15 protein-coding genes and 2 tRNA genes are annotated in these 13,842 nt (G+C 48.2%); 6 read left to right on the top strand and 11 right to left on the bottom strand.

Annotated elements, in window-relative coordinates:
- The first annotated feature begins 148 nt into the window (after positions 1 to 148).
- Positions 149 to 916, top strand: a complete 768-nt coding sequence (locus QMD03_02575) for an ABC transporter ATP-binding protein (GenBank protein MDI6776118.1) — start codon at positions 149 to 151, stop codon at positions 914 to 916.
- Positions 917 to 933: 17 nt separating this feature from the next.
- Positions 934 to 2,637 carry a hypothetical protein gene (locus QMD03_02580; protein ID MDI6776119.1) on the top strand — a complete coding sequence of 568 codons (1,704 nt, stop codon included), beginning with the start codon at positions 934 to 936 and terminating at the stop codon, positions 2,635 to 2,637.
- A gap of 15 nt (positions 2,638 to 2,652) precedes the next feature.
- Here QMD03_02580 and QMD03_02585 read toward each other — a convergent pair whose 3' ends face one another.
- The 5 genes from QMD03_02585 to QMD03_02605 all read right to left on the bottom strand — a co-directional run bounded on the left by QMD03_02585 (position 2,653) and on the right by QMD03_02605 (position 4,398).
- On the bottom strand, positions 2,653 to 3,099 hold the full coding sequence (locus QMD03_02585) for a response regulator (protein MDI6776120.1): 447 nt from the start codon (positions 3,097 to 3,099) through the stop codon (positions 2,653 to 2,655).
- A gap of 3 nt (positions 3,100 to 3,102) precedes the next feature.
- A complete protein-coding gene (locus tag QMD03_02590; protein MDI6776121.1) occupies positions 3,103 to 3,984 on the bottom strand; it encodes a diguanylate cyclase in 882 nt (293 codons plus the stop codon).
- 54 nt (positions 3,985 to 4,038) lie between these two features.
- Positions 4,039 to 4,110, bottom strand: a tRNA-Glu gene (locus QMD03_02595).
- Position 4,111: 1 nt separating this feature from the next.
- Positions 4,112 to 4,185, bottom strand: a tRNA-Gln gene (locus QMD03_02600).
- A 21-nt stretch (positions 4,186 to 4,206) separates the two neighbouring features.
- The gene (locus QMD03_02605) at positions 4,207 to 4,398 is read right to left on the bottom strand and encodes a universal stress protein (protein MDI6776122.1); all 192 of its coding nucleotides are present in this window, start codon (positions 4,396 to 4,398) and stop codon (positions 4,207 to 4,209) included.
- Between the two features lie 308 nt (positions 4,399 to 4,706).
- Here QMD03_02605 and radC point away from each other — a divergent pair, with 308 nt between their 5' ends.
- From radC to QMD03_02620, 3 genes are all read left to right on the top strand, one after another.
- Positions 4,707 to 5,654 carry a DNA repair protein RadC gene (radC, locus tag QMD03_02610; GenBank protein ID MDI6776123.1) on the top strand — a complete coding sequence of 316 codons (948 nt, stop codon included), beginning with the start codon at positions 4,707 to 4,709 and terminating at the stop codon, positions 5,652 to 5,654.
- Positions 5,655 to 5,775: 121 nt separating this feature from the next.
- Positions 5,776 to 6,492, top strand: coding sequence for a cytochrome c biogenesis protein CcdA (locus QMD03_02615; GenBank protein MDI6776124.1), 717 nt, complete (start codon positions 5,776 to 5,778; stop codon positions 6,490 to 6,492).
- 12 nt (positions 6,493 to 6,504) lie between these two features.
- Entirely contained in the window at positions 6,505 to 7,020 is a 516-nt protein-coding gene (locus QMD03_02620) for a TlpA disulfide reductase family protein (protein ID MDI6776125.1), read from the top strand.
- Between the two features lie 117 nt (positions 7,021 to 7,137).
- On the opposite strand, the gene era is transcribed toward QMD03_02620, so the two are convergent.
- The 4 genes from era to mtaB form a co-directional block, all read right to left on the bottom strand.
- Complete coding sequence (era, locus tag QMD03_02625) at positions 7,138 to 8,052, bottom strand: GTPase Era (protein MDI6776126.1); 915 nt, start codon at positions 8,050 to 8,052, stop codon at positions 7,138 to 7,140.
- Positions 8,024 to 9,094, bottom strand: a complete 1,071-nt coding sequence (locus tag QMD03_02630) for a radical SAM protein (protein MDI6776127.1) — start codon at positions 9,092 to 9,094, stop codon at positions 8,024 to 8,026. Before QMD03_02630 ends, era begins: the two co-directional genes overlap by 29 nt.
- Positions 9,095 to 9,168: 74 nt before the next feature.
- Positions 9,169 to 9,987: a ribonuclease III gene (rnc, locus tag QMD03_02635; GenBank protein MDI6776128.1), complete on the bottom strand. Its 819-nt coding sequence runs from the start codon at positions 9,985 to 9,987 to the stop codon at positions 9,169 to 9,171.
- The gene (gene mtaB, locus QMD03_02640; GenBank protein ID MDI6776129.1) at positions 9,984 to 11,297 is read right to left on the bottom strand and encodes a tRNA (N(6)-L-threonylcarbamoyladenosine(37)-C(2))-methylthiotransferase MtaB; all 1,314 of its coding nucleotides are present in this window, start codon (positions 11,295 to 11,297) and stop codon (positions 9,984 to 9,986) included. Before mtaB ends, rnc begins: the two co-directional genes overlap by 4 nt.
- Before the next feature lie 349 nt (positions 11,298 to 11,646).
- On the opposite strand from mtaB, the gene QMD03_02645 reads away from it, so the two are divergent.
- Positions 11,647 to 11,994 carry a hypothetical protein gene (locus QMD03_02645; protein MDI6776130.1) on the top strand — a complete coding sequence of 116 codons (348 nt, stop codon included), beginning with the start codon at positions 11,647 to 11,649 and terminating at the stop codon, positions 11,992 to 11,994.
- A 10-nt stretch (positions 11,995 to 12,004) separates the two neighbouring features.
- Here the strand turns inward: QMD03_02645 and cobS are convergent, their stop codons facing one another.
- Positions 12,005 to 12,775, bottom strand: coding sequence for an adenosylcobinamide-GDP ribazoletransferase (gene cobS, locus QMD03_02650; GenBank protein ID MDI6776131.1), 771 nt, complete (start codon positions 12,773 to 12,775; stop codon positions 12,005 to 12,007).
- Entirely contained in the window at positions 12,775 to 13,836 is a 1,062-nt protein-coding gene (cobT, locus tag QMD03_02655) for a nicotinate-nucleotide--dimethylbenzimidazole phosphoribosyltransferase (protein ID MDI6776132.1), read from the bottom strand. The genes cobS and cobT overlap by 1 nt, the downstream gene beginning before the upstream one ends.
- Positions 13,837 to 13,842: the final 6 nt, after the last annotated feature.

The raw sequence follows: 13,842 nt of genomic DNA on the forward strand, positions 1-13,842 counted from the left end.
AAAATCCTAAGTACCTCATCGTAAGTCGTAAGTCGTAAGTCGTAAGTCATAAGTCATAAGTCGTAAATAATATCAAATGACCAAAACACAAAATCCAAAACAACGCAGATAGGATAAATTGGTTAGGGTCGGGGTTGGTAGAATCGAGATGATCGCATTGAAGGATCTGACAAAACGTTATGGCAACCTGCTTGCCGTCAACCGGATCAATCTGTCCGTCTCGAGGGGTGAGATATTTGGATTCATAGGACCGAATGGGGCGGGAAAGACTACGACGATCAGGATGATGGGGGGAATACTGGCACCGACGGAAGGTTCTATCGTGATTGACGGTATCAGTATGGCCGAAGAACCTGAAAAGGCGAAGCAGAGGATCGGTTTCATCCCCGACCGGCCCTTTCTCTATGAAAAGCTGACAGGCATGGAATTCATGCGGTTTTCGGCAGATATGTATGGCGTGGATGAAAAAACATTTTCGGAGAAGTCTGCGTATCTTTTAAAGATGTTTTCCCTTGGCGACTGGGCCGGTGAGCTGATCGAGGCATACTCCCACGGCATGAAACAGCGTCTCATTATCTCAGCGGCTCTCCTTCATGATCCTACGGTAATCATTGTGGATGAACCGATAGTGGGACTGGATCCGGCGGGAATAAAAATGGTCAAAGAGATACTTCGGGATCTGGCCAGAAAGGGAACGACCATCTTTATGTCCACCCATACCCTGGAGGTTGCTGAGGAACTCTGCGACCGTATCGGCATCATTCACCGGGGTTCCCTTATCGCCACAGGGACCATCCCTGACTTGAGACAGGCTGCACGGGTTCAGGAAGGGGACCTCCTGGAGGTGTTTCTCAGACTGACAGAGGAAGTAGGGGAGGAACGCGTTCCGCCCCTACTTGCGACTTATGACTTATGACTTATGACTTATGACTTATGACAAGAGAAGTTCTTACTCTGTTGAAACCCCGTTTCTGGTCCTTTAAAAACGGCCGTACCTCCCGGAGCGTAAGAAACCGCAGGAGATTAAGATTCTTTCTCTTTGGTATGGTTGGCCTTGCCTTCTGGTGCGGTATCTTTACCATCTTTTACCGGGTCCTCATCTATTTTCAGGGGGTTGAGGGTTTTGGTGATATCCTCGCCGATAAACTCCTCTCCATGGTCCTGATAACCTTCTTTGCCCTGCTTATCTTCAGCAGTATCATCACCCATCTATCCAAGCTCTACCTCGCCAGGGATCTGATCCTTGTTCATTCCCTGCCCGTATCGAGGGGAAAGCTCTTTCTTGCCCGGTGGATCGAAAGCACCAGCGATAGTTCATGGATGGTGATTGTCTATAGCCTTCCGGTATTTCTCTCTTACGGCATTGTTTACAGGGCGGGCATTTTCTTCTATGCTACAGTGGGTATGGCGATCCTGCCCCTCTGTTTGATCGCCTCAGGCATCAGCGCCATTGCTGTGGTTCTGGCTGCCCTGTTACTGCCGGCAGGACGTATCAGGACTTTATTTGTCTTTTTCGGTTTAATCCTCTTTTTGCTTCTTCTGATCGTCTTTCGCTTGATGAGACCGGAACAACTTGTTGACCCTGACACCTTTGCGTCCGTTGCGCTCTATTTCAGGTCGCTCATGACACCGGCTTCTCCTCTCCTGCCGACTACATGGATATTCGATAGTATACATGCCGCTTTGATGGGGTTAAGAAGAAGTACCCTTTTTCATCTTGCGCTGTCCTGGAGCTTTGCCGCTACACTGATCTTTGTGATGACCTGGATTTCAGGAGCCGCTTATTTTGTTGGTTTTTCAAAGGCACAGACCACGACGTCCCGGTTGTTTCCTGCCCACAGTAACCGGAGCAGGTGGACATATCTGTTAGGTTTTCTGTCTGGGCCGGTAAGGGCAGTTGCTCTCAAGGAGATCAAGACGTTTTTTCGGGATCAGACCCAGTGGCCTCAGGTCTTTCTCATGGTAGCCTTGATCGGTGTCTATCTCTATAACTTCTCCGTACTCCCTCTCGAAAATGCACCCATTAAAACCATATACCTCCAGAATCTCATCTCTTTTCTGAATATGGGACTGGCTGCCTTTGTCCTCACTGCCGTCGCGGCGCGCTTTGCATTCCCCGCCGTCAGCATGGAGGGAAACACCTTCTGGATCATCAGATCGGCGCCTGTTTCCCTAAGAAACTTCCTCTGGATCAAGTTTTTCGTTTACTATCTCCCCCTTCTCCTTCTTGCGGAGGTACTCATCGTTGCCACCAATTGCCTCCTCCATGTAACCCCGTTCATGATGGTTCTCTCCTCCATCACCATTTTTTTTATGGCACCCGGGATCGTCTCTATGGGTATTGGTCTCGGTGCCGTCTATCCCGATTTTTCGTCGGAAAACCCGGCCCAGGCCGCGACGAGTTTTGGGGGTCTCCTCTTTATGATCTTCTCTGCCGGCTTCATCGGGGCGGTTATTGTCCTCGAAGCGGGACCTGTCTACTCTGTCTTTATGGCAGGGATCCGGGGGGAAAGCCTTTCCCTCATCCACTGGATATGGCTTATTGGTTCATTTTCTCTGGTCCTTATCCTCTGCATCCTTGCCGTTGTGGTACCCATGCGTTCAGGGGAACGTCATCTGAGCAGAACGGCCTCTTAGGGGATCGTTTCCTCCTTAGGGAGTTGGGGGTAGTGAGTTGGTAATGGTCCAGTAAAGCTTTATCTCTTTAATCTTTTTTACAAATTCTTCAAAGTTCACCGGTTTGGTCACAAAGCTATTGGCACCGCCGGCATAGCTTCTCGCCATCTCTTCTTCTCTCGCTGAGGTGGTCAGCACAATAACGGGGATGGCCTTCAGTTCAGGGTCTTTTTTTAATGTCTCTAACACTTCCAATCCACTTATCTTGGGAAGGCTGATATCGAGAAGTATCAGTCCCGGCAGGGGGAACTCTCCAACATCCGCGTATTTTCCCCGATGGTAAAGAAAATCGAGAGCCTCCTCACCATCTTTCACAACGTAAACTTCATTTATCAGGTTGTTATTCCTCAATGCCCTCAAGGTGAGCTCCACATGATCTTCATTATCCTCCACCAACAGGATATTAACCGGTTTTACATTCATTAGTCAGTTTTTTTCTCCTTTCTTAATTTTTTTTGCCCTATATAGTGCCTCATCGGCAGATTTGATGAAATTTTCAGTGTCAATTTCATAGTCAAATTCTGCAATACCCGCACTGACGTCAAGATTACTTAGTTTTCCCCCCCGGATCGCCTCACGGATACGTTCAGCCACGGTATAGGCACGGTCTTTTCCCGTCCCCGGTAGGATGATGGCGAACTCGTCTCCCCCGTAACGGCAGCCGGAGTCAATCTTATCCCTGATAGAGCGCATAATAACGTTACCAACCTCCTTAAGAGCCTTATCACCTTCAAAATGGCCGAGGGTATCATTGTAATCCTTAAAATGGTCAAGATCCAACAGGAGCAGTACCAACTTACCCTTTTGCCGGTTTGTCCTCGTCATCTCTTCCTCCAGTTTTCGATAGAAGTACCGGCGATTGAACAACCCTGTCAGGTCATCAATGATGGTTAGTTTCTCCAGCTCGCACTCTAACCTTGCCTTTTCCTTTATTATCTCATGTTGTTTTATGGTGTTAAGTACAAAAGAAGGCAGGGTCACAAGATAGTTTCCCTCCTTAATCATATAATCGTATGCCCCTCTTTTCATTGCCTCGACGGCAACTCTCTCGTCTCCTCTACCGGTTACCATGATTACCGGTATATCGTATTTCTCTTTCCTGATACGTTCCAGTAGAGACAGTCCATCAGTTACCGGCAGTGAATAGTCCAGCAGAATTACCGCCGGGTAATCATCCGGAGTAAGCGCTTCCAGATATTGCCAGCCTTTTTCTCCCGATTCTACCCAATCAACCTCAAATTGGGGTTCAAGCGCCAGCCTGGCAAGCTCTGCATGATCCGGGTTGTCTTCTATGATGAGAATTTTCATTGTTCTTTGCTATACCCATGATTTTAAAAGGAGAAATACCCCTGAAATTTTCATTAGTCCCAAGGGGAGTTGAACCCCTGTTTCCGGCGTGAGAGGCCAGCGTCCTAACCACTAGACGATGGGACCTTGGCTGGGGGACCAGGATTCGAACCTGGGTAGTAGGATTCAGAGTCCTAAGTCCTACCGCTAGACGATCCCCCATTTCCGCAGTGAGAAGGCAGGTCAGTCGGTTTCTCTTTTCCCGGGGAATGACCGAACAAGCAGGACCGCTAAGTGAGAGCCGCGCAGCACTACTTTGAGCAATGTCACTTCTGCCAGACTGAGTCTTGCCAGGGCAATCGTATCTGTCAGGGCTACTTCGGCCAGTTCGGAGCCGTCAAGAGGTACGAGGATATGTTTGTATTGTTTTTCCATGGCAACACACCTTTTCCAACAACAATATCGTCAGTCCCAGGATCTTAATAGAAAATTCAGAAGATAGAATTCAGAGGACAAACGGAATAATTTCTGACCTCTGACTTCCGCATTAAAATACGGTAAACGCATTCCTAATGTCAATGAAAAATTTGCCAGAAGATTATAAAAAAACCGCCCCTTTGAGAAATGGTGAAGCCCTTCACATTTGTTTTGACTTTCTCAACCATACCTGACATATTTTACCAACGATAGAAACATATTCCTGAAAAACTGATCTCCTCAAAACAGATCGGAAAAATCAAAGAATGGATAATTCTGCTATTCCCTATCCGAAATCTGAAATTGAAAACGGGGAGCTATTTGATTTCCTCGTGACAAATGCTATTTATCCAATGTACAGCAAGAAAGGGAAGATTTTTTTCCGATGTTCAAGGAGAGACCTGCTGACTGCGGACAAAAGGGAAGAAATAATCGTACGGCTGAATATCAAAACAGCCGAAGACTGCGGAAGAATCAGGGATAAAGTTAAGAAAGCTGTGGGTGCGGGGAGGGAAAATCGCCCGATCAAGGAATGGATAAGGGAAGAAAGACCGAGGGAAATGCTGATAAAATACGGTCCGGAGACCCTATCCCTGTCAAAACTTCTGGCGATAATTTTGAGGACGGGAAAAGAAGGTACCAATGCCGAAGAATTGGCAAAGAGGTTGCTAAATAAGTTTGGGACATTAAGGGCAATAGATTCCGCTCCCCTTTCGGAAATTTACAAAATCAACGGTATAGGGCCTGCTAAGGCGGCACAAATCAAATCGGCGCTGGAACTCGGTAAGAGACTTTACAAGGAAAAGGCAGAAAAAGGCCAGAGGATAAAAAAAGCTGAGGACGTGATGGGATACGTTGCCGAGTATTATGGTCCATATCTGAGGGACGCAAGGAAGGAGTTTTTTAGTGTTATCCTCTTAGACATAAAAAATAAACCTATTCATAACGTGGAAATCAGCAAAGGCAGCATAAATGCGAGTATAGTTGATCCAAAAGAGATTATAAAAGAGACCACCCTGAGGTCTGCTTCGTCAATTATCCTTGTTCACAATCATCCGTCAGGGGAGGCGGAACCATCATCTGAAGATATCGAAATAACAAACCGCATCATTCAAGCCTGCAACCTTGTTGGGATAAGAGTCTTGGACCATATCATCATTGGGAAAAACGAAGAGGATTATTTCAGTTTCGCAAAGGCAGGACTGGTAAAATGAACGCTTACAAATGAAAGGTGTAATGATAAAAAAATCTTCAATCCAGCTCCGCTGATTCTGCGAATTCGCCCTTTCTGAGGCCAATTTTCAGTATCGCAAAACTCTCATAAATTGTGAAAGTATGATGGAAAGCCTTCTCGACAACCTGTCTGTCTATCTGCAGGGGTCATTTATCCTGGCATTCTTGACAGTCTACCTGGGTGGCGTACTCGTCAGCTTTACCCCCTGTGTTTATCCGGTGGTACCCATTACGATTGCCTATATCGGGGCGCATGGAAGCGGATCAAGGCTGAAGGGGTTTGTGCTTTCCCTTGCCTACGTCCTCGGCATGGCTTTGACGTATGCCATCTTAGGTGGTATCGCTGCTCTGTCGGGCAGATTATTCGGCCAGATCCAGACAAACCCCTGGACCTATTTCATCATTGCCAATATATGCATCCTCATGGGATTATCGTTGTTTGACGTCTTTGTGCTGCCGCTGCGGACTCCAACATTTCTAACAAATACACAACCAGCAGAAAAGATAAAAGGTATCCCGGGCAGCTTTTTTGTTGGTGTTGCCTCGGGGCTCATCATAGGACCATGCACAACGCCGGTGCTCGCGGTACTGCTGAGTTATATCGCTACAAAACAGAATATTGTTCTCGGAATGAGTCTTCTGTTTGTCTTTGCCTTTGGTATGGGGACATTACTCATCATCCTCGGGACATTCGCCGGTCTTTTAGTCAGCATTCCCAGATCAGGGATATGGATGGTAAGGGTCAGCCACATATCTGGCTGGATATTACTGGCTATGGGAGAATATTTCTTAATCAGGGCAGGGACCCTGTGGCTTTAAAAAGGAGATGATATGACTAAAAGACATAGAGTTTTATTATATGCCACATGGGGATTCATCTTTCTGCTATCTTCTCTGCTGTTGTGTGCCGATAGTAAATCGTGGAATTTCTTTAGAGAAGGCATCGAGGCAAAGGCACCGGATTTTGTTCTGAAAGATTTAAAGGGCCAGCAATTTAAACTGAGTGACCACAAAGGGATCCCGGTTCTTTTAATTTTCACCACCACCTGGTGTTCATATTGCCGCGCTGAAATCCCTCACTTTAAAGATATCTATGCAACTTATGGAAAACGGGGTCTTGTCATAGTCAATATTGATATTCAGGAATCTCAGGAAAGGGTTTCCCTGTTTGCGGCCAAGTACCGCCTCCCTTACAGGACACTCCTCGATAAGACCGGAGATGTCGCAAATGTCTATGATGTCAGAGGTGTCCCCACCATGATCCTGATCAACAGAGAGGGAAACGTCGTATGCTGGCAGTGTCGCTCGGTGGATACCCTCTTAAAGACGCTTTTGGGGACAAAGTGATACTCCCCTACCCCCGTCCTGCCCGCAAAGGAGGACGGGGGTTACGTTCCGGTACAAGGGATGGGTATTTATTCTGTCCCCTTTGACGTAAGACATAAGACGTAAGACATAAACGGTTCATGGTTTGTTCGTATAGCCAAATTCCCGGAGCATCCTTTCGTTATGGGTCCAGTCCCTTTTCACCCGGACAAACAGTTCGAGGTAAATCCTGGCGGCAAAAAATTTTTCCATGTCCTTTCTTGCCTGCGTGCCTATCTCCTTCAGCATGGCCCCCTTTTTACCTATGAGGATCCCCTTCTGTGAGTCTTTTTCGCAATTGATCGTTGCCTGAATACGGATCAGATTCCTCTCTTCATCTTCTCTGAAGGTATCCACGCAAACGGCCGTGGCGTAGGGTATCTCCTGATGGGTTAAAAAGGTGATCTTTTCCCTGATGATCTCTGCGGCGATAAATCTTTCCGAACAATCCGTCACCATATCTTCCGGGAAATACCGTGGCCCCTCGGGAAGGAGCTTCCAGATCTCACCGAGGAGGATCTGTACCCCATCACCGGTTAAGGCAGCAAGGGGTATAATCTCACTGAACGGGAAAAGGTGCCGGGACTGATCAATGATGGGCAGGAGCTTATGCTTCTTTATGAGGTCAATCTTGTTGATCACAAGGATAACGGGTAATCTTACATCTTTCAGGGATTCTATAATAAATAGGTCCCGCTGATGAACACCAGCATTGGCTTCGACAAGCAGGAGAAGCAGATCAGCGCTTCTAAAGGTAGCCGTGGCGGCGCCGACCATATACTGATTCAGCAGTGTTGATGTCTTGTGGATACCCGGTGTATCGAGGAAGATAAATTGTCCATCCTCAAGGTTCTTGATCCCCATAATCCTATTTCTCGTTGTCTGGGGCTTCGGCGTGACGATGGCAATCTTTTCACCCATGATACTATTGAGAAGTGTGGACTTCCCCACATTGGGCCTGCCAATGATGCCGATGAAGCCGGATTTAAACACCTGCCATCTCCTTAACGTCATGAAAGCCGTTTATCCAGGATTTCTTGCCATTTACAGTCATGGCGAGAGAACCCCTTTTCTGGGCATGATCTACAGACATCAGGATACCGGCCAGTCCAAAGAAGTCTTTGAGCCTCTGTATGTTTCTATTTTTCTGGCCGCGAAAACTGGAGACATCCTTTGGTGACAGGGAAAAGGTGACTTCTCCGTTTTTTGCCAGACCGGAGGAGAGCATGGACGAGGCCATATCAAAAAAAATGGCTTCTTCAACGAGGGACCTGAAAGCCGGATGGAAGGGGCCGGCAATGATGCTGCCTTCCGTAACCATCTCAGGTGTCACCTGTAGGCCAAGCCTGATGACCGGGATACGGGCGCCGGCAAATCTTCTCAGGGCAAATTTACAGGCAGCAATGGCATCGGACATGCTCAGGGGAACATAGCTTCCCTCCTGAAAAGCTTTCGCCAGGGCTGTACCCTGAAAAACTAAAGTGGGATGAATCCTTACCATATCGGGGCGAAGGGCGATGGTCTTATCAACGGTATAGGCGAATCTTTCCCGGCTGTCCCCCGGCAGTCCAACCATCAGATGTATCCCCGTTTCAAAACCCCGTTTTTTCAGCATTTTCACGGCACCCCCCACATCAGCCGATGAATGGCCTCTGCGGGAAATATTCAGTACTTCATCGTCCATTGACTGGGCGCCGATTTCAACCGTTGTGACCCCCAATCTTTCGAGCATATCCAGATTTCTTTCGGCGATGTAATCAGGCCTCGTTGAGATCCTGACGGTATCTACCATTCCCCGTCTGATAAACGAATGGGCAAATCCGAGAAGCTCAAGCTGATAGTCTTCCTCCATACCGGTGAAATTACCGCCATAAAAGGCAATCTGGATACGATCTGCCTTTCGCTTTGTGTTGTGAAGATACGCAAGCACTGTTTCCTCAAACACCTCTCTGGTAATTCTCTCTGGATATTGTCCGGCGGTCTTTTCCTGGTCGCAAAAGATGCAGCGATGGGGACAGCCCTGATACGTAGCAAAAACAGGAATGATCAGTTGCATGCAATAACCAATTACGTCTTATGACTTATGACTTATGACTTATGACTTATGACTTATGACTTATGACTTATGACTTACGACTTATGACTTACGACGGTTTTTTGCAGCTCTTCATAGGCTTTCTTTGCTGCCTGCTGTTCTGCTTCCTTTTTGTTCTTTCCCGTACCGCAAGCGGTGATTACATGGGCGATAGACAGCCTGACCTCGAAGACCTTGTCGTGGTCAGGTCCGTATTCACCGAGCAAGATATATCTGGGTATCTCTTTAAAACGGGTCTGACTGATCTCCTGGACCGCTGTTTTATAGTCCCTATAAACAAGAATTCTCTCCCCTCTTTCAATCAGGGAGTCAATGAGATTCTTGATCAATTCCTCTGTCTTCTCCAGGCCACAATCAAGATATACGGCGGCGATGACGGCTTCGAAGGTATTGGCAAGAATAGAGTTTTTCACCCTGCCGCCGGAGCTTTCCTCCCCCTTACCGAGGAGGAGGTAATCTCCAATCTTAAACCTCCGGGCCAGATCTGCCAGCGGCTGTTCGTTCACGAGGGATGACCTGCGTTTTGATAGTTGACCCTCTGTATAGTCGGGAAACATCTTCATCAAAAGGTCACTGATGCATAGCTCAAGGACAGCATCTCCTAAGAATTCAAGCCTCTCATTGTCCTTGCAGTCGAGTGTTGGATTTTCATGGACAAAGGACCGATGTGTAAGGGCATTATCCAGGAGGCTGATATCCCCGAAGTGGTAGGAAAATATCTGTTCAAAATTCCTGAGGGCTTCTATCCTTTCCTCTGAAAGCCCCTTTGTCTCCTGTTCATCTCCGGCAGGGAGAAGGGAATTACTGCTGTCCGTTGCGCTGTTGGGTCTCATTTGTGTTTCTTCTTCAGTCACTGACGATACTCCTTCCTTCCATATAACTTTCCGAATAACTTTCCATCTTGAACATGATCTGGGATCACATAAACAATTTGATTGGCAAGAGAAGAATTGCCACCGGTGATCACCACGGGGATATAATTGTCAGAAAATCCTCTCATGAAACCGGTACTGTCTTTCTCAGTTTCGATGAGGACAGGCAGTTTTTTTTCTTTAAATCTCTCAGCAAAGGTGTCTCTCTTCTGTTTCCCAAGCTCCTTCAATATCTCCACCCGCCTTTTTTTTTCGGCTTGGCCGACCCGTCCCGGCAGTCTTGCGGCGCGCGTACCGGGTCGTTCGGAGTAGGGGAAGACATGGAGATAGGCAAGGGGAAGTTCTTCGAGCAAGCGAACTGTATTCTTGAATTCATTCTCTCCCTCCCCGGGATGGCCAACCATCACATCTGTGCCTATGGCTATATCAGGGATGGCATGCCAGATTTTTTCCAGGAGCCTTCTGAAGGATGCGGTATCATAACTCCTTCCCATAAGGGATAGAATCTTATCATCCCCGCTCTGGAGGGGGATATGGAGATGCCGGCAGATGATTTCCGCATCTTTCATCAACGAAATCATTTCGTCCGTGATCTCTGTCGGCTCTAAGGAACTGAGGCGTAGCCTTTCCACGATCCTCTGTTCCTCCACGTTCCTTAAGATATGGAGAAGGTTTGCCGGGGGATTCAGATCCTGACCATAGGCGCCCAGATGGATTCCTGTCAGGACAACTTCCCTGTGGCCGGACCGGCTTAGCATGGCAATCCGGTCCATGACCTCGCCTTCGGGGAGGCTCCTGCTACGGCCCCTTGCAAAGGGGACGATACAGAAGCTGCAAAAAGAGTTGCACCCATCCTGAATCTTCAGGAACGCCCTCGTATGGCCGGAAAATCTTGTCACGGGAAGCCGGGAAACTTCCCTGACCTGACGAATATTGCCGACAAGGGTCCGTTTTTTGCCATTTACCATTTCCCGAAGGATGGCCGGTATCTTTTCCTTTTCCGCATTACCGGCGACAACGGTCACCCCCGGTAGACAGGCAATCTCATGAGGGGCGACCTGGGCATAACACCCCGTAACAATGATGGAGGCTTCAGGGTTTCTCCGGCTGGCTCTCCTGATGAGTTGCCTTGACTGGTAATCCGCTCGGCCGGTGACGGTACAGGTATTGATGATATAGCAGTCGGCCTCTGCGGTAAACGGGACGATGGAAAATTCCTCTTTAAGAAGTGCCTCGAGAATACCCGCTGACTCATACTGATTGACCTTGCAACCGAGTGTTGCTACTGCCACTTTAATCAATTTTAATACCTATTCAATTCGTTCCGGCAAGCCCCCTCCCCCATTCTCTGCAGGAAAGCACCCAATCCGGCGCGCTTTGAGAAAAGTCAAATATTATTGGAGAATTTAAACACCAGACGAGCATTTGTCAAGATGAAACAAGTGTTCAGGAGCCAGAATTCAGGAGCCAGCTCTAAGGGATCAACTTGAAGAAGTCAATAGTTTGCGGGAGGCATAGAGTGCTTCTATTCTGGATTCTGGATTCTGGATTCTGGATCCTGGCTTCTGACTTCTGAAATTGATAGATTTTACCTGAGATTTACGGTACAATTTTTGTCTGAAATCAAGAGGAGGTTTAACAATGGACAAATTGGCACATTACCTCTCCACCCATACGTTAGCCGTCATGGCGGTTACGTTTTTGGTGTTTTTCATCGCCTATTTTCTTTTTAAGAAACTCATAAAACTGGCGCTGCTGTTTCTCCTTGTTCTCCTTGCCATTGGTGGATATTTTTACTTTAAATATCCCGAGAAGAAGGTGTTCGAAAATATGTCACAGATTGTACAAAAGGCCAGGAGTCAAACAGGCACGATGGTTGAAAAGGGTAAAAACGCATACCAGAAGGGCAAGGATATATACGAAAAAGGCAAGAAACTGACCAGAGACCTGTTCCCGGAAAAGGGAGAGGAAACCGACCGTCAAGAGTAACAGGAGGCACCTAAAAGTACAGTCTCCAAAAATCTGGATTACGGGTGGAAATCACGCCAATCATCAGAAGTGTAGCAACTTCGTTTATCTCACAGGCGGCACCTATGATATCCCCTGTCACTCCGCCGAGACGCCTCTGGAAGAAGAGACCGAAGAGGAGTGTTAAAACGGCAATGACCAGCAATATTAGCAACCCCTTGAGCTGAAATAAGCCCAGTGAAATGACGGCAGTGATGAGCGTGGCGATGACATATTCCCTTTTTCCCGCAAACCGGGTGAAGGCCAGGCCGGTTCCCGGGCCGGATCGGGCATAAGTAAAGCCAAATGCCAGTTGGACCGTTGACCACCTTCCCAGGACGGGCATGAGCAGAAGGATCCTGTTTTTAATCTCTGGAGGCGCCTCCAGCAGGGCAAATATCTTCAACATCAGAAACAATACCAGACCGGCTACGGCGAAGGAGCCGATCCGGCTGTCCCTCATGATTGCAAGGGTCTTTTCCCGGTCCTTTCCTCCTGTTAGACCATCAACCGTATCGGCAAAACCATCGAGATGAAGGGCGCCCGTAATTATGACCAGGACCGCGATAACAAGTATATCCACAATGGAGGCGGGAAGGATATAACCGAAGGCATATCTCACCGCCACGAGTATCAGGCCGAGCAATAGACCGACCAGGGGGAAGCAGGCCATTGATCCACCCAACTTCTCCTCTGTAATGTCAAGTTTTCTTGTTATCCTGATAATGGTGAGAAACTGTAATGCGGTAAGAAACTTGATCACTACATACCCTCATCCACCCCTGCTGAGGTAAAGGTTGCCATCTCATTCATGATCCTGGTCGCCGCCTCGATCACAGACATGGCCAGGGCGGCGCCGGTTCCCTCCCCCAATCTCATGTCCAGATCAAGGATCGGCTTTTGCCCCAGTCTCTCAAGCATCTTGATATGCCCTGCTTCAGAAGAGAGATGGGAGTAAAATAGATACTCATCTATCGTTCTCAAAAACGCCACGGCAATCAAGGCCCCTGCCGTGGAGATGAAACCGTCCACTACCACCGGTGTCCGGTGAAAGGCACACCCGATGATCAGACCGGCTATGCCTCCAATCTCGAAACCGCCCACCTTGGCGAGGACATCCACAGGGTCCTGAGGATCTGGCCGATTTAACTGGATCCCCCTTTCGATGACATCCACCTTCTTCTGGAGTGTCCTGTCATCAATGCCGGTACCCCTGCCCGTTACCTCCCTTGCCGGCAGACCGGTCAATACGGAAAGGATCGCGCTGGAGGGGGTGGTGTTGCCTATCCCCATCTCTCCCGTGCCGATGATATCCACCTCTTTTTTTGCGTACTCATCGGCCAGGTCCATACCGACTCTTATTGACTGTAGGGCCTCATCGTATGTCATGGCAGGGCCCTGCGTGAAATTCTTCGTCCCGTAGCCTACTTTAGCGATCACAAGTCCCTCGGCAGGTGCAAAATCGTAATCCACACCGATGTCCACAATCACCGTTTCTGCCCCTGCATGTCTGGCAAGGACATTCACGGCAGCCCCCCCGGCAAGCATATTCATGACCATCTGGATGGTAACCCCCTTGGGGAAGGCACTCACACCCTCCTCCACAACACCATGATCACCGGCAAAGGTAAAGATCACCTTTTTGTTGACGGATGGGTTCAGGTCCTCTTTAATAGCCGCGTACCTCTGAGCGATGACTTCAAGTACGCCGAGGCTTTCTCGCGGCTTTGTAAGAGAGTCCAACTTGAGTTTTGCCCGCTCCAGATAATCTTTGCTCACCGGGCGGATACTGTCTAATATTTGTTGTAGTTGTAGATCTTTCATCTGTAA

The sequence above is a fragment of the Syntrophales bacterium genome, assembly GCA_030018935.1.
GTDB lineage: Bacteria > Desulfobacterota > Syntrophia > Syntrophales > CG2-30-49-12 > CG2-30-49-12.

What these genes read in the sequence shown, in the direction of transcription:
- QMD03_02575 (MDI6776118.1), top strand. Translation starts at nt 149, where the DNA reads ATGATCGCATTGAAGGATCTGACAAAACGTTATGGCAACCTGCTTGCC.
- QMD03_02580 (MDI6776119.1), top strand. Translation starts at nt 934, where the DNA reads ATGACAAGAGAAGTTCTTACTCTGTTGAAACCCCGTTTCTGGTCCTTT.
- QMD03_02585 (MDI6776120.1), bottom strand. Translation starts at nt 3,099, where the DNA reads ATGAATGTAAAACCGGTTAATATCCTGTTGGTGGAGGATAATGAAGAT.
- QMD03_02590 (MDI6776121.1), bottom strand. Translation starts at nt 3,984, where the DNA reads ATGAAAATTCTCATCATAGAAGACAACCCGGATCATGCAGAGCTTGCC.
- QMD03_02605 (MDI6776122.1), bottom strand. Translation starts at nt 4,398, where the DNA reads ATGGAAAAACAATACAAACATATCCTCGTACCTCTTGACGGCTCCGAA.
- radC (MDI6776123.1), top strand. Translation starts at nt 4,707, where the DNA reads ATGGATAATTCTGCTATTCCCTATCCGAAATCTGAAATTGAAAACGGG.
- QMD03_02615 (MDI6776124.1), top strand. Translation starts at nt 5,776, where the DNA reads ATGATGGAAAGCCTTCTCGACAACCTGTCTGTCTATCTGCAGGGGTCA.
- QMD03_02620 (MDI6776125.1), top strand. Translation starts at nt 6,505, where the DNA reads ATGACTAAAAGACATAGAGTTTTATTATATGCCACATGGGGATTCATC.
- era (MDI6776126.1), bottom strand. Translation starts at nt 8,052, where the DNA reads ATGACGTTAAGGAGATGGCAGGTGTTTAAATCCGGCTTCATCGGCATC.
- QMD03_02630 (MDI6776127.1), bottom strand. Translation starts at nt 9,094, where the DNA reads ATGCAACTGATCATTCCTGTTTTTGCTACGTATCAGGGCTGTCCCCAT.
- QMD03_02645 (MDI6776130.1), top strand. Translation starts at nt 11,647, where the DNA reads ATGGACAAATTGGCACATTACCTCTCCACCCATACGTTAGCCGTCATG.
- cobT (MDI6776132.1), bottom strand. Translation starts at nt 13,836, where the DNA reads ATGAAAGATCTACAACTACAACAAATATTAGACAGTATCCGCCCGGTG.